Raw genomic sequence first — 19,784 nt, forward strand, 5'->3', positions numbered from 1 at the left:
CCTCAATTCACGAAGAGCGCTGACCCGGAAAGACATCGTCCGGTAGGGTTAAGCATGGGTAAACAGCCCGGCAGAAGCTGCCGGGGCGGCAGGAAACGCTGCCCCCACACGGGCCGCCCCGGCATCACCCCTCTGAAGAAAACATCGTTTGCTCAGAGACTTGGCATTTGGCACGGCCCTGGCAGAGATCGGCTCGGCGCGTAGACGCCAAAACCGGTCGCCGAGTCCCGATGCCCCTGCCTCGCTTTTCCCTCGCCCGCCCGCTGATCGCGATGCTGGCCTGCCTGTCGGCCCTGTTGCCGCCGGCCCCGGCCAGCGCCCTGTCTCGGGTCAAGGACCTCGCCGCCGTCGAGGGCGTGCGCACCAACCAACTCGTCGGCTACGGCATCGTGGTCGGCCTCAACGGCACCGGCGACACCCTCAACAACATCCCCTTCACCAAGCAGTCGCTGCAGGCGATGCTGGAGCGGCTCGGCATCAACACCCGCGGCGCGACCATGCGCACGCAGAACCTCGCGGCGGTGATGGTGACGGCCAACCTCCCCCCCTTCGCGACGCAGGGCACGCATATCGACGTCACGGTCTCCTCGCTCGGCGACGCCAAGTCGCTCCAGGGCGGCACCCTGGTGGCGACCTCGCTGCTCGGCGCCGACGGCGAGATCTACGCCCTGGCTCAAGGGTCGGTGGCGATCGCCGGCTTCGCAGCCGAGGGCGAGGCGGCCAAGATCACCCGCGGCGTGCCGACCAACGGGCGCATCTCCAACGGCGCGCTGATCGAGCGCGAGATGGCGTTCAAGCTCAACGAGGCGCGCAGCTTGCGCCTGTCGCTGCGCAACCCCGACTTCACCACGGCCAAGCGCATCGCCTCGGCGATCAACGACTTCATGGGCGCCGACACCGCGGAGCCGACCGACCCGGCCACCATCACCCTGCAGATCCCGGCCAAGTACCGCGGCAACATGATCCGCCTCATCACCGAGGTGGAGCAGCTCAAGGTCGAGCCCGACCAGACCGCGCGGGTGGTGGTGGACGAGCGCTCCGGCATCATCGTCATGGGCCGCGACGTGCGCGTTTCCACGGTCGCCATCGCACAGGGCAACCTCACGGTGACGATCACCGAGCAGCCGATGGTGAGCCAGCCGGCGCCGCTGTCGAACGGCCAGACCGCGATCGTGCCGCGCACCGGGGTGAAGGTCGATACCGGCGACGGCAACAAGCTCGCCCTGGTGAAGGAAGGCGTGAGCCTGCGCGAGCTGGTGGACGGCCTCAACGCCCTCGGTGTCGGCCCGCGCGACCTGATCTCGATCCTCCAGGCGATCAAGACGGCCGGCGCGCTCCAGGCCGACATCGAGCTGATGTAATTTTTCTCGGACCGGGAGACCGCACCATGCTGCCCCTCGCAACTTTTGCGGCTTCCGCCGCGGTCGGTGTCGGCAAGAGCCTGATCGGCTCGCTCGCCAAGACCGATTCAGACACGATGGACACCGCCAAGGCGGCTGCCTCGGCCAAGGCCCGCAAGACCGCCGACGACTTCGAGAAGATGTTCCTGGAGGACAGCCTGGAAAAGCTGACGCAGAGCGCCGGCACGGATGGGCCGCTCGGCGAGAACGGCACCGGCGGCGGTGTCTGGCGCTCGATGCTGACCAAGGAATACGCCAACGCCATCGTGAAGACCGGCGGCGTCGGCATCAGCAATCAGGTCTATTCCGAGATGATGCGGATGCAGGAGGCGGGCGGTGGCCGCTGAACCGACTCCTGCCGTGCGCCTGACCGACCGCGCCGCGGCGCTCGGCTTCGTGCAGGGCCTGCTCGCCACCATGGACGCGCTGGAGCGCGTGCTCGCCCGCGAGAGCGAGGGCGTGCGCGCCGGGCGAATCGCCCAGGCGTTGACGGATTCCGCGCCGAAATCCGAACTCGCCTCGGCCTACATGAACGGCCTGGAGGCGGCCAAAGCCAACGCCATCGCGCTCGCCCGCTTCGCGCCCGAAGGTCTGGCGGCGCTGAAGGCGGCCCAGCACCGCTTCGCGGCGGTCGTCGAGACCAACCAGCAAGTGCTCGCCACCGCCCGCGCCGTCTCCGAGGGGCTCGTCAAGGCGCTGGCCGAGGAAGTCGCCAAGACACGCACGCCAACCGTCTACGGTCGCCCCTCGCTCTCGCCGTCCCCCTACGGGCGGGGCACGCAGGGCGGACCGCTGGTGCTGTCGCGTACGCTCTGACGGCGGCGCTTTCCGGTCAAAAGAAGATCGAAACGCTGTTCAGGGACGCTTCCGAACTGACCATGGAGTCCAAGAGCGTCGCCTCCCCGAGAACCATGCAAGCCGCTCAGAAATCGCTCGAACTCTACAACGAGGAGAAGAAGAGCGCCTGAAGCCGGGACGACGAGGTGGCGGCCTACGGACGCTACACCGCACGCATGATCGACATCCGACCCTGTCCGGCGTGATGACGCTGAAGGACGGCGTCCTCACGTCGGCTGCGGAGGATTACATGGTCGTTAGGATTACATGGGCGTGAGGATTACATGGGCGTGATGTCCGGTGCCACGCTCGCGACGACGGGCAACCCGGGCGGTGAAGTGCTGAAGCGTTACAGCTCGATCCTGCGCGCCGGTGCGTGAACGCGTCTGTCGTAAGAGGCATGACGTTCCGCCTCGACCGGCCCGAGGTCCGAGCGGAGTCGCACAACAAGGATTTCAGTCTTACGTCGCTCCGATGAAATCAGGCGAAGTCATCATGCCGCATCGTTTCGATGCCCGGCGGCGGCTTGACTGTTCGGAACTTTCCTCACGCGCGCCACTTGCCCCCGAACACAATCATCGGAGGAAATGGCCGTGTCGAACGACGTCCTCATTCCGTTGCTCGCGATCGTGACCATCGTCCTCGTCGCGGCCTTCGCCATCTGGCAGCGGGGGCGGGTTGCGCAGTCCAAGGGAGACCCGCGCCGCTCGGCCTTCACCCAAACCCATGGCGAGGCACCGCGGCCGAACCGGCCCGGCACCGAGCACTGACGCACGCCAGCGGCGCGGGAAGGGGCCCACAGGCCCCTTCGGTCAGAACGGCAGCAGGATATCGACGAGCTGCTGTCCGTAGCGGGGCTGCTGCACATCGGTGATCTGGCCGCGGCCGCCATAAGCGATGCGGGCCTGGGCGATCTTGCTCGAGTCGATCGTGTTGTCGGACTCGATGTCCTCGGGCCGCACCACGCCCGCGACGATCAACTCGCGCACCTCGAAATTGATGCGGATTTCCTGCTTGCCCTCCACCACGAGGTTGCCGTTGGGCAGCACCTGCGTGACGACGGCGGCGACGTTGGTGGTCACCGTCTCGGCGCGCTGGACCGAGCCGGCACCGTCGCTCGACGAGGTCGAGGTGCCGTTGATGAGCTTATCGGGCGAGATGCCGGCGGCCGCCACGCCCGCGCTCTTCTCCAGACCGAAGGCGTTGGGCAGGCCGAACCCTTCCGCATTGGTGCGCGAGCGCTTGGTCTCGTTGTTGAGGTTGGCCCGGTCGGTGACGTTGACCTTGACGGTGAGCAGGTCGCCGATCCGCGCGGCGCGCTGATCCTTGAAGAACGCCCGCGAACCCGTTCGCCACAGCGAGTTCGGTGCATAGGAGACGGGGGCGACGTCCGGCATCGCCATGCGGACCGGCCGGTAGCCGGGCTGAGCCGTCGGGTCCTCGATCGCCGAGAGCGTCGGGGTGGCACCGACCTGAGAGAGCCGGTCCACGGTGTTGCAGGCGCCGAGCGGTGCAAGCGCTAGAATTACGGCAAGGCGGGGCAGGGGGCGGCCGAGGGAGCGGAGAGAGGGGCGGCGAGCGGTCATCGGAAGGGTCCGGCGCAGGCGAAACGGGAAGGGCGAGGGGCAGGCGATGTGAGGAGCGCGCCGTCTACGGGGCGGCGCTGGCCTGGAGCACGGGCTGAGGCTGGGGGACGGGACCGACCGAGACGCGGCCGGGGCCGATCACCACGGCCTGGAGCACCTTCTTCGAGGCGCCGTTCGTCACCGAGACGCTGGCGCCGAGCCGGCCGCTCTCGTTGGCGACGCCGCGCATCGACAGCGACACGCCGGGCGTCTCGAACACGATGGCCACGCTCTCGCCGCGGGCGACGAGATCGGGCGGCGCCACGTCGCCCGAGCGCAGGACCGCGCCGGCGCTCAAGGAACGCTGCGCCACCTGGCCGGCGACCAGGTTCGGCGCGCCCTGCACGTCGGTGGGCACGGCATCGCGCGGGCGGCGTTCGAGGCTGAGGTCGGCGCTGGCGATCGCCTCGCCGCGATGGAGGCTGCGGGTCAGCACCGCCACCTCGCGGGTCTCGACCGCAACGCCCGCGACCCGGAGCGAAGCCTGCCGCTCGCCGAGCACGATGAGGCCGGCGACCCGGCGGGAGCGGGGATCGAAGGTGACATCGACCGCCGCCGCCTGCCCGTCGAGGTCGAGCGGCGCGAGCAGAACCGGCGCGTCGCCGTCGAGCCGCACGGACAGCGCCTTGGCGTCGAGGCCGTAGCCGGTCTCAAGCGCGCGCTTCAGCGCCGCCTCGATCTCCGGCGGTCCGACCCGGCGGGCGGCGCGCTGCACGGTGACCTGCACCCGGCCGCCCGTCTCGATCCCGGTAAGGCCGAGGGCCGCGACCGATTCGATGATGCGGCGGGCCTGGATCGTGCCGATGGCTCCGAGGGCGGGGGCGCGGAACAGCGGGCGCGCAGCCAGCTCGGCCGGCGCGCCCTCGACGAGGTCGCCGAGGCTCAGCGTGTCGCCTCGCGCGGTCACGTCCCCGCGCAGGCGCAGCGGGTTGCCGGCGGCCATCAGCGGCAGGGCGAACAGAGTCATCGCCATGAAGGCGGCCAGCGCGACGACGGTCCGGCCGATCACGCCGCGGGACAGGGGGGTGACAGCCGGAGGGGCGGAGCGGCGGAGCGGCTTGAGCGCGTGCATCACGAATCCGATCCTCAGCCGCGGAACATTTGCGAGGTGGTGGAGAGCATCTGGTCGGCGGCGGTGACGACCTTCGAGTTCATCTCGTAGGCGCGCTGCGCCGCGATCAGCGACGAGATCTCGGTGACCGCGTTGACATTGGCCTCTTCGAGGTAGCGCTGCTGCAGGTTGCCGAAGCCTTCCGAGCCCGGCAGTCCGGTGATGGCGGGACCCGAGGCCGCGGTCTCGACGAACAGGTTGTCGCCGATCGATTCGAGGCCGACCTTGTTGACGAAGCGGGCGAGCTGGAACTGGCCGAGCGCCTGCGGCGCGGTCTGGCCCGGCAGGGTCGCCTGCACCGCGCCGGTGGCCGAGATCGTGACCGAGGTCGCGGTGTTGGGCACCGTTACGCCGGGATCGAGCAGGTAGCCGTCGCGGGTGACCATCTGCCCTTGCGCGTCGAGATCGAACGAGCCGTCGCGGCTGTAGGCGGTGCGCCCGTCGGGTAGGCGGACGCGGAAGAGGCCCTCGCCGCGGATGGCGACGTCGTAGTCCTTCTCGGTCTGGGCCAGCGGCCCCTGGTTCATTGCGCGGGCGGTCGAGGTGGTCTTCACACCCGAGCCCAGCGCCAGCCCGGCCGGCAGGAGCGTGTTCTGGTCCGAGGTCGAAGAACCGGAGCGGCGCAGGTTCTGGTAGAGCAGATCCTGGAAATGCACCTGCTGGCGCTTGTAGCCGGTGGTGCGCAGGTTCGCGATGTTGTTCGAGATGACCTGGACGTTGAGTTCCTGGGCCGCCATGCCCGTGGCGGCGGCGTAGAGGGCGCGCATCGGCGTCGGTCCTTAGAGCGCTTTCCGACGAAGTGGATGCCGGTTCGTCGAAAGAAAGCGTGACAAAACAATAGGCTGGAGCCGGGAGATCAGGCGACGTCGGCGAGACGGCGGATCGCCGTGCCGCGCAGGTCATCGAGGCGCGAGATGATGCTCGACACCATCGTGTAGGTGCGGTTCACGTCCATCAGCCGGGTCATCTCGACCACCGGCTTCACGTTGGAGCGCTCCAGCGCGCCGGGCTCCAGATGCGCGCCGGGGCCGGCGGGCCGGGCCGGCGCCTCGGACGAGAACAGGTTGGCGCCTTCCGACTTCAGCGCCTGGGCGTTGGCGAAGGTGACGAGGCGCAACCGGCCGCGGATGCCGAGATTGGTCGAGACCGTGCCGTCGGGAGCGATCGCGAGCCCCGTCTCCTGCTGGCCAATGGTGATTGGGCCGCCATCGCCCTGCACCGCGTAGCCATCCGAGGTCACGAGGTTGCCGGTGGCGTCGAGTTCGAACGCGCCGTTGCGGGTGTAGCGCACCCCTTGCGGCGTCTGGACCGCGAGGAAGGCATCGCCGCGCAGGGCCACGTGCATCGGGTTGCCGTCGGGCTCCACCGGTCCCTGCGTGAGGTCGAGCGGCGTGCCCTGGTCGATCACGTAGGAGAGGCGCCGGTCGGCGCGCTGGAAGCTGTCGGCGGAGGCCACCGGCATCAGGTATTCCTGGAAACGAGCGGAGCGCGCTTTGAAGCCGGTGGTCGAGACGTTGGCCATGTTGTTGGCGATGACGTCGAGTTCGCGAGCGAGCGCGGCCTGGGCGGAGACTCCGACGAAGAGCGCGTTCTGCATGGTGGACCTCGGATGGCGACGGGTTCGCTCCCTTCACCGCAGGGGCCGTGCCAATCGCGGCCAGTTGGTTTTTACCTTAACAGCCAGTGACTTGCCCCGACCAGCGCTCCGCAAGGCTACCAGTCCGCCGCGCACCGGCGGCAAGTCCGACCCGGCAAGTTCTGCCGCCTTAACCGAGGGTTAACCACGTCGGCCGAGAAGGAAGGCGAGGGGATTGCGCCTCGCGCGCGCGCCTCGCCCCATCGTCCCGAACCGGTTTGCCGACGAGCAGCACATGGCAAAGAAGCCGAAGAAGGCGCCCGCGGCCGAGGGCGAGGAGGGCGTTGAGGAAGCGCCGAAGTCCAAGAAGAAGCTCATCATCATCGCCGCCGCGGTGCTGCTCCTCGGCGGCGGCGGAGGTGGGTTCTTTTTCATGAAGAGCCGGGCGGCCCATGCCAACGCCCACGGCGAACACGCGGCCGAGAAGGTCGATCCCAAGGCGCAGGCCGTGTTCCTCGACATGCGCGACATGATGGTCAACCTCAGCCCCGATCCCGGCGCGACCAAGGCCAACGTGCTCAAGCTGCGCGTCGCCCTGGAACTCAAGGACGCCAAGGTCGAGGCGACGGTGAAGCCGCTGATGCCGCGGGTGGAGGACGCCTTCCAGACCTACCTGCGCGAGATCCGGGCCAGCGATCTGGCCGGCTCCACCGGCCTCTATCGCCTGCGCGAGGAGCTGCTGCGGCGGGTCAACATCGCCCTGCATCCGGCCAAGGCCGAGGCGGTGCTGTTCAAGGACGTGATCGTCCAGTGAACGGCGCGGCCGCCTCTTCCCGAACCCCGAACGCCGTAAAGACAACCGCGAGCGCGCGACAGGCATGACCGGCCCCGAGGACGAGCTGGACGACGATTGGGCGGCCGCCTTTGCCGAGCAGGGCGAAGGCGGCGGCGGCGACGCGTCGCTGGCCGAGGAATGGGGCGCGGCGCTCGCCGAGCAGGGCACGACCAAGAGCGCGGGCGACGTCGCCGCCGAGTGGGCGACGATGATCGAGGACGGGGAGACCGAGAATCTCCCCGAACTCGCCGGCAACGACCGCATCCTGAACCAGGACGAGATCGACGGCGTCCTCGGCTTCTCGCTGCGCGAACTCTCCGCCTCCGGCGCGGGGGGTGTGCGTGCCATCGTCGATTCGGGCGTCGTCCAGTACGAACGCCTGCCGATGCTGGAAATCGTCTTCGACCGGATGATCCGGTTGCTGTCGACCAGCCTTCGCAACTTCTTCCAGGACAACGTCGAGGTGACCCTCGACAACATCACCTCGGTCCGCTTCGGCGACTATCTCAACGCGATCCCGCTGCCGACCCTGCTCGGTGTGTTCAAGGCGGATGCGTGGGAGGGCTCGGGCCTCGTCACCGTCGAGCAGACGCTGGCCTACTCGACCATGGATCTCCTGCTCGGGGGCAAGCGCGGCGGCTCGTCGAGCCGGCTCGACGGGCGGCCCTTCACCACGATCGAGATGAGCCTCGTGCGCCGCCTCGTCGAGATCATCCTCACCGACCTCGAACTCTCGTTCCAGCCGCTCTCGCCGGTGCGGTTCGGCATCGACCGCATCGAGACCAACCCGCGCTTCGCCACCATCACCCGGCCCGGCAACGCCGCGATCCTGATCACGCTGAAGCTCGACATGGACGGGCGCGGCGGCGGGATGCAGATCCTGTTCCCCTACGCGACGATCGAGCCGATCCGCGACCTGCTCATGCAGAGCTTCATGGGCGAGCGGCTCGGGCGCGATCAGGTCTGGGAGAGTCACCTCGCCACCGAGATCTGGCAGGCGGACGTAGAGATGGAGGCGGTGCTGCACGAGGTGACGCTGCCCCTGAAGCGCGTGCTCAACCTCAAGGTCGGCGACACGCTGATGTTCGACCGCAAGCCGACCGACCTCATCACCGTGCGCTGCGGCGACTGGGCGCTGACGCAGGGGCGGATCGGCCGGATCGACGATGCCATCGCAGTGCAGGTCGCCCGCCCCCTGCGGCAGTCGCGCACGACGCTGCAGGCCTACGAAATCTCGATGCAGAACCGAAACGACGGCTGAGCCGCAGGGTGCCGATGATGACCTTCTTCGTCTCGATGGCCGCCGACGTCCTCGTCGCCGTTCTGCTGGTGGCGACCATCGTCTCCTCGGTGAGGCTGTCGCGGCGCATCAGCCGGCTCAAGGCGGACGAGGTGGCCCTGCGCTCCACCATCGGCGACCTCGTGGTCGCGAGCGCCACCGCCGAGCGGGCGATCGCGGGCCTGCGCGCCACGCTGGACGAGTGCGACCGCACGCTCACCGAGCGCCTCGCCGGCGCCGAGCGCACCAGCACCGATCTGGCCGCGCATGTGCAGGCGGGTGAGAGCGTCATCGCCCGTATCGCGGCCATCGTCGGCCAGGCGCGCAACGCGGCCACCGCGCCAGCCGCCACGCCTTCGACCACTGCTCCCCAGGCCGGCCCGCGTGCCGTGCTGGTGGAAGCCGCCCCGGCCGGCGGCAACGGCGAGCGCGTCGGCGCGGCGCTCGCCGCCGCTCAGGCCCTGTCCGAGCGCGCCCTCGACCGTCTGCGGGCCAGAGCCGCATGAGCCTGCCCGCGCGCCGACTCGCACGCCTCGCGAGCCTTCCGGCGCGTCCCTTCCGGCTGCGCCTGATCGACGCCGTGACCCTGGCGGCGATCGGGCTTCTCGTGCTCAAGCTGACGGCCTTGCTGGCCGACGACCCGGCGCCCCCCGGCACGCCGCTGCCGGACTTCGCCCGCGTGCTGGCCAAAGCACGGACCAATTACGAGCCGACCGACCCGACCACCACCGGCTCCGTGTCGACGCCGCCGAAGAAGGCCGAGCCCGCTCCGCCGCCGGTCTACCAGCCGCAGGTGCCGGAACCGGTCTCGGACAGCGAGCGGGCGATCCTCGAAAAACTCGCCGCCCGCCGCGAGACCCTGAAGCATCGCGGGGACGAACTCGACCTGCGCGAGCAGATGCTGAAGGACGCCGAGCGCAAACTCGAATCCGGCGTGGCCGATCTCAAGGGCGCCGAGGACAAGGTCGGGTCCGAGGGCAGCCGGCGGGCGGAGGCGGAGAAGGCGGGGATGAAGGGCATCGTCCTGATGTACGAGACGATGAAGCCGAAGGATGCGGCCCGGGTCTTCGACCGCCTGAACCTCGAGACGCTGGTGCCGATCGTGATGGCGATGAACCCGCGCAAGATGGCCGAGGTGCTGGCCCTGATGGGCTCGGAGCCCGCCGAGAAGCTGACCGTGGCGCTCGCCAACCGCGCCCGCGGCGTCGACACCCCACAGGCGGCTGCCGCTGCCCCCGGCCTGCCGCCGGGCGAGCTGCCGGCGATCGATCCGGGGCCAGCGGCCCGGCCTGGGCGGTAATCCCTAACCGGCCGGCTCCGCCAGGGCCCGCTCGATCGCGCCCTCCAGGGCCGCCGGCTTCGTCGAGGGCGAGAAGCGGCCGATCACCCGTCCGTCGCGGCCGATCAGGAACTTCGTGAAGTTCCACTTGATGGCCTGCGTGCCGAGCAGTCCCGGCTTCTCCCGCTTCAGATCGATGTAGAGCGGGTCGGCGCCGGGGCCGTTCACCTCCACCTTGGCGAGCACCGGAAAGGTCACGTCGTAGTTGAGCGAGCAGAATCGCTCGATGGCGGCGGCATCGCCCGGCTCCTGCGCGCCGAACTGGTTGCAGGGCAGGCCGAGCACCACGAGGCCGCGGTCGCGATGGCGGCGCCAGAGCTCTTCGAGGCCCTGATATTGCGGCGTGAAACCGCATTTCGAGGCGGTGTTGACCACCAGAAGCACCTTGCCGCGATACTGCGACAGGGGATGGGGTTCGCCGCGGGCATCGCGCGGGGCGTGATCGAGAATGCTGCTCATGAGCGCTCCGGGCATCTTCTTTTGCACAATAGTCCCGGCGGGAACCGGGATATTGTTCTGAATTTCGTGGAACGATTCCAGGCTTGACCGCAAATTTCTTCGTCTCGCTGCTGTGCGGCGTCGGTGCGATTGCATCCGTCCGCAAGCGGGGCTAGGCGCCCCCTTACGACACCCTTAGGAGCCCGACCATGCCGCCTCTGTCCCGCGGAACCGCGCCTGCCACCGCGTTTCTGCTCGCCGGAATGATGGTTCTGGCTTGGCCGGGCCTCGCACCGGCGCAGGAGGATGCCGCAACGGAGGCTGCGCCTGCCGAGCCGGCCGCCAAGCCGAAGCCGCGCCCGCGCAAGCCGGTTCCGAAGAAGGAAGAGGCCAAGGAATCCGCTACCCCTGCGCCGTCCGGCACGGTGCTGGAACCTGCCGCGGCCGCCAGTTCCTCCCAGTGGCCCGCCGGCGCCAGCTCCGTCAGCGAGAGCTACGGCGACTGGACGATGAATTGCAATCGCGCCGAAGCGCGCACCGACTGCGTCATCATCCAGTCGCAGGGCGACCGGCGCACGGGCAAGCGGCTGTTCAGCGTCGAGCTGCGTCCGCCCCGGGACGGGAAGAGCGAGGGCCTGATCCTGATGCCGTTCGGCCTTCAGATCGAGCCCGGCGTCTCGTTCAAGCTCGACGACCGGCAGCTCGGCAAGGGGGCGCCGTTCTCTTACTGCGTCACCGACGGCTGCCTCGTGCCGATCAGCCTGCCGACGCTCGCCACCGACGCGATGAAGACGGCGACCAACCTCACGATCTCGGCGACCAAGCCGGACGCGAAAGAACCTACGATCATCACCGTGCCGCTCTCAGGCTTCGCCGCCGCCTTCGCCCGGGCGAGTGCCTTCGGAGGCTGACGCACCGGCCCTCGCGAACGGGCGAAGAGATGATAAGGCTGCACCCATGCGGCCTTCAGCCAAAGCCCTCCTCCTCGCCACCCTGACCCTGACCGGCGCGAGCCCGGTGCGGGCCGAGGCACCGACCGATCCGGCGACCAACGCGGCGGCAAACCCGGCGACAGGGCCGGATTTCGCGCAATGCCTCGGCGACTTGAAGACGCTCGCCGAGGAGCGCGGCGTGCCGCGGGCGGTGGCCGAGACGGCGCTCACGGGGATCGCCCCCGATCCCGCGGTGGTACCGGCGACCCAGTCCCAGGCCGAGTTCGTCAAGCCGATCTGGCAGTATGTCGAGGCGAGCGTGACGCCGGAGCGGATCGCGACAGGCCAAGCCAAGCTTGCCGAGTGGTCCGAGGTTCTCGGACGGATCGAGGCGGCCTACGGCGTCGATCGGCACATCCTGGTCGCCTTCTGGGGTGTCGAGTCGAATTACGGGGCCGCCCTCGAAGGGAACGGGATCCGTCCGGTGATCCCGGCGCTGGCGACGCTCGCCTGCGGCGACCCGGCCCGGCCGGGCCTGTGGCGCGACGAGCTCGTCGCGGCCCTGAAGATCCTTGCCGACGGCGATGCCGACGCGGAGCGGATGCGCGGCTCCTGGGCCGGCGCCATGGGGCACACCCAGTTCATGCCGACCGCCTTCCTGCGCCACGCCGTCGATTTCGATGGCGACGGCCGGCGCGACATCTGGCACGCGGTGCCGGACGCGCTGGCCTCGACCGCCAACTTCCTCAAGCAATCCGGCTGGCGTGCGGGCGAGGGCTGGGGCGTCGAGGTGCTGCTGCCGGACAATTTCGATTACCGGCTCGCCGACGAGACCACCGAGCGCCCCTTCTCCGAGTGGCGAACACTCGGACTGAAGCCCGCCGCCGGCGCCTTCCCGGAGGGCGCGGAGCGCCGCGCCGCCCTGCTTCTGCCGACCGGCGCCAAGGGGCCGGCCTTCCTGCTGGAGCCGAACTTCCGGATGATCCTGCGCTACAACACGGCGCTCGCCTACGCGCTCACCGTGGCGCATCTTTCCGACCGGCTGCGCGGCAAGCCCGGCTTCACCCGCGATTGGCCGCGGGGCGACCGCATGCTCACGACCGAGGAGCGCACCGACCTGCAGACGCGGCTTTCCGCCCTCGGCCATCCGGTCGGCGGCGCCGACGGAAAGATCGGCCCGAAGACCCGCGCCGCGATCCGCGCCTTCCAGGCGGACAAGGGCCTCGTGCCCGACGGCTACGCCGATGCCGCCCTGCTCGACCGGGTGCGGGCGGCGGGCGCGCCGGCCCCCTGAACCGATGCGCGTCCTGCTGGTCCACTGCCATCCCCGCGCCGACAGCTTCAACGCGCGGCTGCGCGACGTGGCCGCCGCCGCCCTCGAAGCGGCGGGCCACACGGTCGAGAGGCTCGATCTCTACGCGGAGAACTTCGACCCGCGCCTCAGCGCGCGGGAGCGCGGCGCCTACTATCACGAAGAGGCAGAGCGCCCGGACATCGCCGGCCATATCGCCGCCCTGCGCCGGGCCGAGGCGCTGGTCTTCGTCTATCCGACATGGTGGTTCGGGCCGCCGGCCATGCTGAAGGGCTGGTTCGACAGGGTCTGGCTGCCCGGCGTCGCCTTCGCGCTGGGCGGGGCGAAGGTTCTGCAACCGCGCCTCACCCACATCCGCCGGATCGCCGTGGTGACGACCTACGGCTCGCCGCGCTGGCTGCTCTGGCTCGTCGGCTGGCCGGACTGGCGCCTGTTCCGCTTCGGCATCCGCCCGCTCTGCGCCCGGCGCTGCCGGCTCGACTGGATCGCGCTCACCGGCATGGACAAAGCCACTGACGAGGCGCGGATGCGCTTCGTCGAGCGGGTCCGGCGGCGGCTGACGGCGTTCTGAACGGCCTCAGCTGGCCGGAAACCGCTCGAAGCTCGGCAGGCGGTGCGCGTCCTCCATCCAGGCGATGCGCTCGGCCACCTGGATATGCGCCTGAGGCGGTAGGGCGTCGGGCGTGTCGAGGGTGCCGGTCTGCACGTCGATCATGCCCGGCAGCATCTGCTCGTTGACGTAGAACAGGCTTGTGCCGCAGCGGCCGCAGAAATGGCGCCGCCCGTGCTCGGAGGAGGCGTAGACGGCGGGCTCGCCGGAGATCGTCACGCCCTCGGCCGGCACCATCGCCCAGCCCACCATCGGCGCGCCGGAATGCCGCCGGCAATCGGAACAGTGGCACAGCGCGTTATGGACGACCTCCGGGGTCATCTCGTAGCGGATGGCCCCGCAATGGCAGCGTCCCTTGAGCATGGTGCCTTCCCCCTGAAATCCCGAAGCGTCACTGCGGCGGCGCGCAGGATAGGGCCGGGGGACGGTCCCTGAAAGCGAGAAACCGCGGCAGCCACGTGACGGCTGCCGCGGTTCCCATACCGGACGGAGGACGCAGGACGGTGCGCCCTCCTGCCCGGATCACTCGGCCGGCTGGAGGGCCGGGGCGGGAGCCACCTCGACGATCGGCTGGCCGGCCAGCGCGGCGTGGAGCTTGGCCTCGTCGACCTCACCCTCCCAGCGGGCGACGACGATGCAGGCCACCGCGTTTCCGATGAAGTTGGTGAGCGCGCGGCACTCCGACATGAAGCGGTCGATGCCGAGGATCAGCGCCATGCCGACGACCGGCACGGAGGGGACGACGGCCAGCGTCGCGGCCAGCGTGATGAAGCCCGAGCCGGTCACACCCGCCGCGCCCTTCGAGGAGAGCATCGCCACGAGCAGCAGCAGGATCTGCTCGCCGAAGGTGATCGGGGTGTCGGTGGCCTGGGCGATGAACAGCGCCGCCATCGTCATGTAGATGTTGGTGCCGTCGAGGTTGAACGAGTAGCCGGTGGGGACGACGAGGCCGACCACGGGGCGCGAGCAACCGGCCTTCTCCATCTTCTCGATCAGCGAGGGCAGGGCCGATTCCGAGGAGGAGGTGCCGAGCACCAGCATCAGCTCTTCCTTGATGTAGCGGATGAGCTTGATGATCGAGAAGCCGTTGTAGCGGGCGACCGCGCCGAGCACGCCGAGCACGAAGATCGCCGAGGTCAGGTAGAAGGCGCCAACGAGGTAGGCGAGGTTGGCCAGCGAGGAGATGCCGTACTTGCCGATGGTGAAGGCCATCGCGCCGAAGGCACCGATGGGGGCGACCTTCATGATGATGTTGACGACGCCGAAGACGGCTTCGGACATGATCTTGATGATGTCGAGGACCGGCTTGCCGCGGTCCCCGAGGAAGGCGAGGCCGAAGCCGAACAGCACCGAGAAGAACAGCACCTGAAGGATCTCACCGCCCGCGAAGGCGCCGACGGCGGTCGTCGGGATGATGTTCATCAGGAAGTCGCCGATGTTCTGCTCCTTCGCCTTGCCGGCGTAGGTCGCGACCGCCTTCGGATCGAGCGAGTTCGGGTCGATGTGCAGGCCATGGCCGGGCTGGAGCACGTTGGCGACGATGAGGCCGACGATCAGCGCCAGCGTCGAGAACGTCAGGAAGTAGGCGAGCGCCTTGCCGCCGACGCGACCGACCTTCTCCAGGTTCGTCATGCCGGCGATGCCGGAGACCACGGTGAGGAAGATCACCGGGGCGATGATCATCTTGACGAGCTTGATGAAGGCGTCGCCGAGCGGCTTCATGTCCGCGCCGAGCTTCGGGTAGAAATGCCCGAGGGTGATGCCGATGGCGACGGCGACCAGCACCTGGAAATAGAGCGTGCGATAGATGGGCTTGGGGGCGGACGGCGCGTGTGGCGCGGTCAGAGGGGACGGCACGGAGGCCATGGGCGTTTCTCCCTGTCGGAGCGGTGGACGGTTCGTCGGATCAGATCGCCGGGGCTCCCTCAGGAGCTTTCCGGCGCCGTCCGCTCTTGCTTTTGGCCTCTCGGCACACAGCTCTGCGGGTAGGTCATGGCTGCGTTTCGAATGGGGAATGGCAACCGGCATGCCAGTTCGAAAATGCCGACAAATTTTTGTTAAACTCTTGAAATGAATGATATTTACAGATCGGCGGACAATTGCGCCTTCCAGCCCGTTGCGGTGATCCGCACACAGGGCGCCCGAGCGTTCCGAAATCTCGCACAGGCTTTCCCGGTGTGATCGTCCCCGCCTCGCCCTCTTCGAAGGATTATCGCCGCGCGCTCGTCGTGGTGGCCGGGCTGGCCGTCCTCATCTTGACCGGCTGGCTCGGCGGACGGGTGGCGGAGCGGTGGGCGCTGACCGATCTGCGTCGCTCGGCCTCTTCTTCGCTCGGGCTGCAGGTTGCCGCGTTCCGAGCCGAGATGCAGAAGCAGAGTTCGCTTCCGCTCGCACTCGCCGCGGACCCCGAGATCGCCGGTGTCCTGGCGCCGATGCCGGAGCCCGGCCTCGTCGAGAGCGTGAACGCGCGCCTCGCGCAGATCGCTGAGGCGACCGGCGCGGCGGTGATCTACGTGATGCGTGCCGACGGCGTGACGGTCGCCGCGAGCAATGCGGGCGCGGAAAAAAGCTTCCTCGGCCGCAATTACGGGTTCCGGCCCTATTTCAGGAAGTCGATGCAGACGGGCGCCGGCTCGCAATTCGCCCTCGGCACGGTCAGCGGGCGGCCGGGCTACTATCTCGCCCGCCGGTTGCCCAAGGGCGACGGGGTCGTCGTCGTCAAGATCGAGTTCGATGCGGTTGAGGCCGCATGGCGCACGAGCCGCGAGAGCGTGTTCGTCTCCGACCCGCGCGGCATCGTGCTGGTGGCGAGCGACCCGACCTGGCATTTCCGAGCCTTCCGCACCGTCGATGAGGCGGAGCGCCAGCGCATTCGCGAGGCGCTCGAATTCGGCGAGGCGCCGCTCCTGCCCCTGCCGGTCTACGCCACATCGGATGCCCCGGACGTTGTGCGGGTCGGCGGCGGTGCCAGACCGGCTTGGCCGGCGCTGATGCTCGATGCGTCGATCCCCGGTACGGACTGGCGTCTCCACACCCTGACGCCCATCGCCGCAGCGGTGCAGCGCGAGCGGGCCCAGGGCCGGGTCATCGCCCTGTTGGCGGCCGGCCTTGCCTGGGCCGGGCTCGCCACGCTTCAGGGCCGGCGACGCCGGATGCGGACACGGCTGGCCGAGGCCGCGACCCGGGGCGAGGAGCTCGAAGCGCGAGTGGCCGAGCGCACCCACGCGCTCAGCCAAGCCAACCGGCAGCTCCTCGCGGAGATCGAGGAGCGCCGCCGGGCCGAGGCCGAGCGCGAGCGTCTGGGCCGCGAACTGGCACAGGCCGGGCGGCTCGCGGCCCTGGGGCAGTTTGCCGCCAGCATGGCCCACGAGATCAACCAGCCGCTCGCCGCCATCCGCTCCTATGCCGACAACACCGCGATCCTCGTGCGCCGCGGACGGATCGAGGACGCGGCGGAGAACGTCTCGGCCATCGGCCGGCTGACCGAGCGCATCGGAACCCTGACGCGCCAGCTCAAGGGATTCGCCCGGCGCGCCTCGGGCCGGCGCGAGCCGGTGCGCCTCTGCGACATCCTGCGCGGAAGCCTCGAAGTGGTCTCCCTGCGCGCGGTACAGTCCGGCATCGCCCTCGATGTCCCGTCGCCTGCGCCCGATCTCGCCGTGCTCGGCGACGGTCCGCGCCTGGAGCAGGTCGTCGTCAATCTCCTTCAGAACGCGCTCGATGCGGTGACCGGACAGGCCGAGCCCTGGGTCGCCGTGCGCATCGAAGAGACGGGCGAGCGGATCGCCGTCGAGGTCGCCGACAACGGGCCGGGCATCCCGGAGGCGAACCGGGCGCAGGTGTTCGATCCGTTCTTCACCACGAAAGCCGAAGGGCTCGGGCTCGGCCTGGCGATCTGCCGCGGCATCGTCGAGGAATGCGGCGGGACGCTCGGCCTGCGCTCGGGTGCCGACGGCACGACGTTCCGGATGGAACTGAAACGCGCCGCCCCACCGGATGCGGCGCAGGACGAACGCCCGGCCGCGAGCCTGGAGGCCACATGAGCAGCGAGCCGAACGACACGTCCGAGCGGATCGTTTTCATCGACGACGAGGAGGACGTGCGGCGGGCCAACCGGCAGAGCCTCGAACTCGACGGCTTCCGGGTCGAGACCTTCGAGGCGGCCGAGCCTGCGCTGGCGGCGATCCGGGCCGAGCCGCCGGGCGCGGTCGTCACCGACGTGCGCCTGCCGGGCATCGATGGGCGCGCCCTGTTCGAGCGGATCCGTGCCATGGACGCGGATCTGCCGGTGATCCTCATCACCGGCCACGGCGACATCTCGATGGCGGTGGCGGCGATGCGCGCGGGCGCCTACGATTTTCTGGCCAAGCCCTATCCGGCGGAGGCGCTGATGGGCTCGGTGCGCCGCGCCCTCGACCGTCGCCGCCTCGTTCTGGAGAACCGCAGGCTCAACGCCCGGCTCGACGCGGCGATCGAGGACGATCCCGCCTTCCTCGGCATCTCGCCGGAGATCGTCGCGCTGCGCCGCCTCGTGCGCGACGTGGCGGGGGCCGACGTCGACGTGCTCGTGCTCGGCGAGACCGGCTCCGGCAAGGAGGTGGTGGCCAACGCCCTGCACCGCTGGAGCCGCCGCGCATCGAAGAACTTCGTCGCGATGAATTGCGGCGCGCTGCCCGACAGCGTGGTGGAGAGCGAACTGTTCGGCCACGAGGCCGGCGCCTTCACCGGGGCGCTCAAGCGCCGGGTCGGCCGCATCGAGCACGCGCAGGGCGGCACGCTGTTCCTCGACGAGATCGAGAGCATGCCGCTGGCCCTGCAGGTGAAGCTCCTGCGGGTGCTGCAGGAGCGCGTGGTCGAGCCGCTGGGCACCAACGAGCGGCGCCCGGTCGACATGCGAGTGGTTTCGGCCACCAAGGTCGATCTCGGCCAGGAGGCCGCCGCCGGCACCTTCCGCGACGACCTCTACCACCGGCTCAACGTCGTCACCGTCGTGATCCCGCCCCTGCGCGAGCGGCGCGAGGACATCCTGCTGCTGTTCCAGCACTTCCTGGCCCGCGCCGCCGCCCGGTTCGGGCGCGAGGCGCCTCCCGTGACGGCGACGATGCGCGACCACCTCCTGCGCCATACTTGGCCGGGCAACGTGCGCGAACTCGACCATTTCGCCGAGCGCTGCGCGCTGGGCCTGCCCGGACAGGCCGTCCCCGAGGCGTCTGCGACCACGGCGCTGAGCCTGTCGGAGCAGGTCGAGCGGTTCGAGCGCGGCCTGATCCGCGAGGAGCTGATCATGGCCGGCGGCGACGTGCGGCTGGCGGCCGAATCCCTCGGCGTGCCGCGCAAGACCCTCTACGACAAGATCGCCCGCTACGGCCTCACGCCGACCGATTTCCGCTGATCGGCGCGCGCCGTCAGGCGACCGCGGCCTGCGGTGTCGGGCAGACGCGGTCGCGGCCGGTCCGCTTGGCCTCGTAGAGCGCGCGGTCCGCCCGTTCGATCACGTCGCGGGCGGCCTCGCCCGGCCGGACCTGCGCGACGCCGGCCGAGATCGTCACCTGGGCCACGACGTCGCCGGATCCGCGCTTGACCAGTCGCTGGGCACGCAGTCGGCCGCAGATCTCCTGCGCGAGCGCGACGGCGGCCCCGATGCCGGCCTCGCCCAGCACGATCGCGAACTCCTCGCCGCCGTAGCGTGCGGCGAGGTCGCGGTCGGTCGTCTTCTCGCTGAGGAGACGACCGACCAGCCGCAGCACCTGATCGCCGAAGCGGTGGCCATGCCGGTCGTTGAGACCTTTGAAGTGGTCGATATCGAGCAGGAGCAGGGAGAACGTACTGCCGGCATCCGACCGGGTCCGGGCGATCGAATCGCGCAGGAAGCGGTCGAAGGCCTTGCGATTGGCCAGCCCCGTCAGGGCATCGGTGGCCGCCTCGCGCCGCGTCTCGACAAGATCCCGATGCAGCTTGGCAATGTGTCCGGCGGAGGTCGAGAGCTGCTCTTCGAGCAGCCGGTTGCGGCTCTGGGCCACCTCGGTCTCGCCGATCAGGGCGACGAGCGCCGTCATGAGTTCGTCGGCCGTCGGACGGGCCGTGAGACGGCCGGACCAATGGGCCAGCACGTCGCCATATCCGGCCATCGCCTTCGAGCTGCCCGCGACCCGCTCCGCCAGCGCACCCGCCACCTCGGCCAGTTGGCCGACCCCGTCGAGCATGCGCGCCTCCGTCGAGGTTCCGGCAATGCAGGCGTCGTAGAGCGAGTTCGCCTGCTCCTCCGTCAGCGCGCCGCCGGGTGCGAGACAGGGGGCGAGACGTTCCGCGAGCGGCGGGTTGGCGCCGCTGAAGAAGGCGTGCAGCAGTTCGTAGTTCCGGGGGGAGGGCGTCAGCCCGTGCCGGGCGAGGGCCTCCCAGGCGCTGCGAGCGGAGGCCCACGCCGGGTCGCGGCTGTCATCCGCCCGCTTCTGCACCTGTCCCGGCATCACCACTCAAGCCCGGCCAACGA

Annotated in this window: 21 protein-coding genes; 13 read left to right on the plus strand and 8 right to left on the minus strand. The window is 69.7% G+C overall.

Annotated elements, in window-relative coordinates:
- The first annotated feature begins 236 nt into the window (after positions 1-236).
- From LPC10_RS15125 to LPC10_RS15140, 4 genes are all read left to right on the plus strand, one after another.
- Positions 237-1,361 carry a flagellar basal body P-ring protein FlgI gene (locus LPC10_RS15125; RefSeq protein WP_370644729.1) on the plus strand — a complete coding sequence of 375 codons (1,125 nt, stop codon included), beginning with the start codon at positions 237-239 and terminating at the stop codon, positions 1,359-1,361.
- Between the two features lie 26 nt (positions 1,362-1,387).
- Positions 1,388-1,747, plus strand: a complete 360-nt coding sequence (locus LPC10_RS15130; protein ID WP_231342961.1) for a rod-binding protein — start codon at positions 1,388-1,390, stop codon at positions 1,745-1,747.
- Entirely contained in the window at positions 1,737-2,216 is a 480-nt protein-coding gene (locus LPC10_RS15135; RefSeq protein WP_231342962.1) for a hypothetical protein, read from the plus strand. Before LPC10_RS15130 ends, LPC10_RS15135 begins: the two co-directional genes overlap by 11 nt.
- A gap of 608 nt (positions 2,217-2,824) precedes the next feature.
- Positions 2,825-3,007 (plus strand): hypothetical protein, encoded by a 183-nt coding sequence (locus tag LPC10_RS15140; protein WP_108940881.1) that lies wholly within the window; start codon positions 2,825-2,827, stop codon positions 3,005-3,007.
- Positions 3,008-3,049: 42 nt separating this feature from the next.
- Here LPC10_RS15140 and flgH read toward each other — a convergent pair whose 3' ends face one another.
- The 4 genes from flgH to flgF all read right to left on the minus strand — a co-directional run bounded on the left by flgH (position 3,050) and on the right by flgF (position 6,570).
- Positions 3,050-3,823 carry a flagellar basal body L-ring protein FlgH gene (gene flgH / locus LPC10_RS15145; RefSeq protein ID WP_231342964.1) on the minus strand — a complete coding sequence of 258 codons (774 nt, stop codon included), beginning with the start codon at positions 3,821-3,823 and terminating at the stop codon, positions 3,050-3,052.
- A gap of 64 nt (positions 3,824-3,887) precedes the next feature.
- Positions 3,888-4,934, minus strand: a complete 1,047-nt coding sequence (gene flgA / locus LPC10_RS15150) for a flagellar basal body P-ring formation chaperone FlgA (protein WP_231342971.1) — start codon at positions 4,932-4,934, stop codon at positions 3,888-3,890.
- Positions 4,935-4,948: 14 nt separating this feature from the next.
- On the minus strand, positions 4,949-5,740 hold the full coding sequence (flgG, locus tag LPC10_RS15155) for a flagellar basal-body rod protein FlgG (RefSeq protein WP_231342974.1): 792 nt from the start codon (positions 5,738-5,740) through the stop codon (positions 4,949-4,951).
- A gap of 89 nt (positions 5,741-5,829) precedes the next feature.
- Positions 5,830-6,570, minus strand: coding sequence for a flagellar basal-body rod protein FlgF (gene flgF, locus LPC10_RS15160; RefSeq protein ID WP_231342976.1), 741 nt, complete (start codon positions 6,568-6,570; stop codon positions 5,830-5,832).
- 274 nt (positions 6,571-6,844) lie between these two features.
- Here flgF and fliL point away from each other — a divergent pair, with 274 nt between their 5' ends.
- From fliL to LPC10_RS15180, 4 genes are all read left to right on the plus strand, one after another.
- Positions 6,845-7,363, plus strand: coding sequence for a flagellar basal body-associated protein FliL (gene fliL, locus LPC10_RS15165; RefSeq protein WP_231342978.1), 519 nt, complete (start codon positions 6,845-6,847; stop codon positions 7,361-7,363).
- A 64-nt stretch (positions 7,364-7,427) separates the two neighbouring features.
- A complete protein-coding gene (gene fliM / locus LPC10_RS15170) occupies positions 7,428-8,645 on the plus strand; it encodes a flagellar motor switch protein FliM (protein ID WP_108940886.1) in 1,218 nt (405 codons plus the stop codon).
- Positions 8,646-8,659: 14 nt separating this feature from the next.
- A complete protein-coding gene (locus tag LPC10_RS15175; RefSeq protein ID WP_231342980.1) occupies positions 8,660-9,169 on the plus strand; it encodes a DUF6468 domain-containing protein in 510 nt (169 codons plus the stop codon).
- The gene (locus tag LPC10_RS15180) at positions 9,166-9,963 is read left to right on the plus strand and encodes a MotE family protein (protein ID WP_231342983.1); all 798 of its coding nucleotides are present in this window, start codon (positions 9,166-9,168) and stop codon (positions 9,961-9,963) included. The genes LPC10_RS15175 and LPC10_RS15180 overlap by 4 nt, the downstream gene beginning before the upstream one ends.
- Before the next feature lie 3 nt (positions 9,964-9,966).
- Here LPC10_RS15180 and LPC10_RS15185 read toward each other — a convergent pair whose 3' ends face one another.
- Positions 9,967-10,461: a glutathione peroxidase gene (locus LPC10_RS15185; RefSeq protein WP_231342985.1), complete on the minus strand. Its 495-nt coding sequence runs from the start codon at positions 10,459-10,461 to the stop codon at positions 9,967-9,969.
- Positions 10,462-10,649: 188 nt separating this feature from the next.
- On the opposite strand from LPC10_RS15185, the gene LPC10_RS15190 reads away from it, so the two are divergent.
- Genes LPC10_RS15190 through LPC10_RS15200 form a run of 3 tightly spaced genes read left to right on the plus strand, consistent with a single transcriptional unit; the run spans position 10,650 to position 13,255 of the window.
- The gene (locus tag LPC10_RS15190) at positions 10,650-11,351 is read left to right on the plus strand and encodes an invasion associated locus B family protein (RefSeq protein WP_231342986.1); all 702 of its coding nucleotides are present in this window, start codon (positions 10,650-10,652) and stop codon (positions 11,349-11,351) included.
- Between the two features lie 46 nt (positions 11,352-11,397).
- The gene (locus LPC10_RS15195) at positions 11,398-12,666 is read left to right on the plus strand and encodes a lytic murein transglycosylase (protein WP_231342988.1); all 1,269 of its coding nucleotides are present in this window, start codon (positions 11,398-11,400) and stop codon (positions 12,664-12,666) included.
- A gap of 4 nt (positions 12,667-12,670) precedes the next feature.
- Positions 12,671-13,255: an NAD(P)H-dependent oxidoreductase gene (locus LPC10_RS15200; protein WP_231342989.1), complete on the plus strand. Its 585-nt coding sequence runs from the start codon at positions 12,671-12,673 to the stop codon at positions 13,253-13,255.
- A gap of 6 nt (positions 13,256-13,261) precedes the next feature.
- Here the strand turns inward: LPC10_RS15200 and LPC10_RS15205 are convergent, their stop codons facing one another.
- Positions 13,262-13,657 carry a GFA family protein gene (locus tag LPC10_RS15205; RefSeq protein ID WP_231342990.1) on the minus strand — a complete coding sequence of 132 codons (396 nt, stop codon included), beginning with the start codon at positions 13,655-13,657 and terminating at the stop codon, positions 13,262-13,264.
- Positions 13,658-13,816: 159 nt separating this feature from the next.
- Positions 13,817-15,160 (minus strand): dicarboxylate/amino acid:cation symporter, encoded by a 1,344-nt coding sequence (locus LPC10_RS15210; RefSeq protein ID WP_231342992.1) that lies wholly within the window; start codon positions 15,158-15,160, stop codon positions 13,817-13,819.
- Between the two features lie 311 nt (positions 15,161-15,471).
- Between LPC10_RS15210 and LPC10_RS15215 the strand changes: the two genes are divergently transcribed.
- Both LPC10_RS15215 and LPC10_RS15220 read left to right on the plus strand, forming a co-directional pair.
- Entirely contained in the window at positions 15,472-17,337 is a 1,866-nt protein-coding gene (locus LPC10_RS15215; protein ID WP_231342994.1) for an ATP-binding protein, read from the plus strand.
- A complete protein-coding gene (locus LPC10_RS15220) occupies positions 17,334-18,686 on the plus strand; it encodes a sigma-54 dependent transcriptional regulator (protein WP_231342996.1) in 1,353 nt (450 codons plus the stop codon). The genes LPC10_RS15215 and LPC10_RS15220 overlap by 4 nt, the downstream gene beginning before the upstream one ends.
- A 13-nt stretch (positions 18,687-18,699) precedes the next feature.
- Here the strand turns inward: LPC10_RS15220 and LPC10_RS15225 are convergent, their stop codons facing one another.
- The gene (locus LPC10_RS15225; protein WP_231342997.1) at positions 18,700-19,761 is read right to left on the minus strand and encodes a GGDEF domain-containing protein; all 1,062 of its coding nucleotides are present in this window, start codon (positions 19,759-19,761) and stop codon (positions 18,700-18,702) included.
- Positions 19,762-19,784 lie beyond the last annotated feature (23 nt).

It is taken from the genome of Methylorubrum sp. B1-46, assembly GCF_021117295.1.
Taxonomy (GTDB): Bacteria; Pseudomonadota; Alphaproteobacteria; order Rhizobiales; family Beijerinckiaceae; genus Methylobacterium.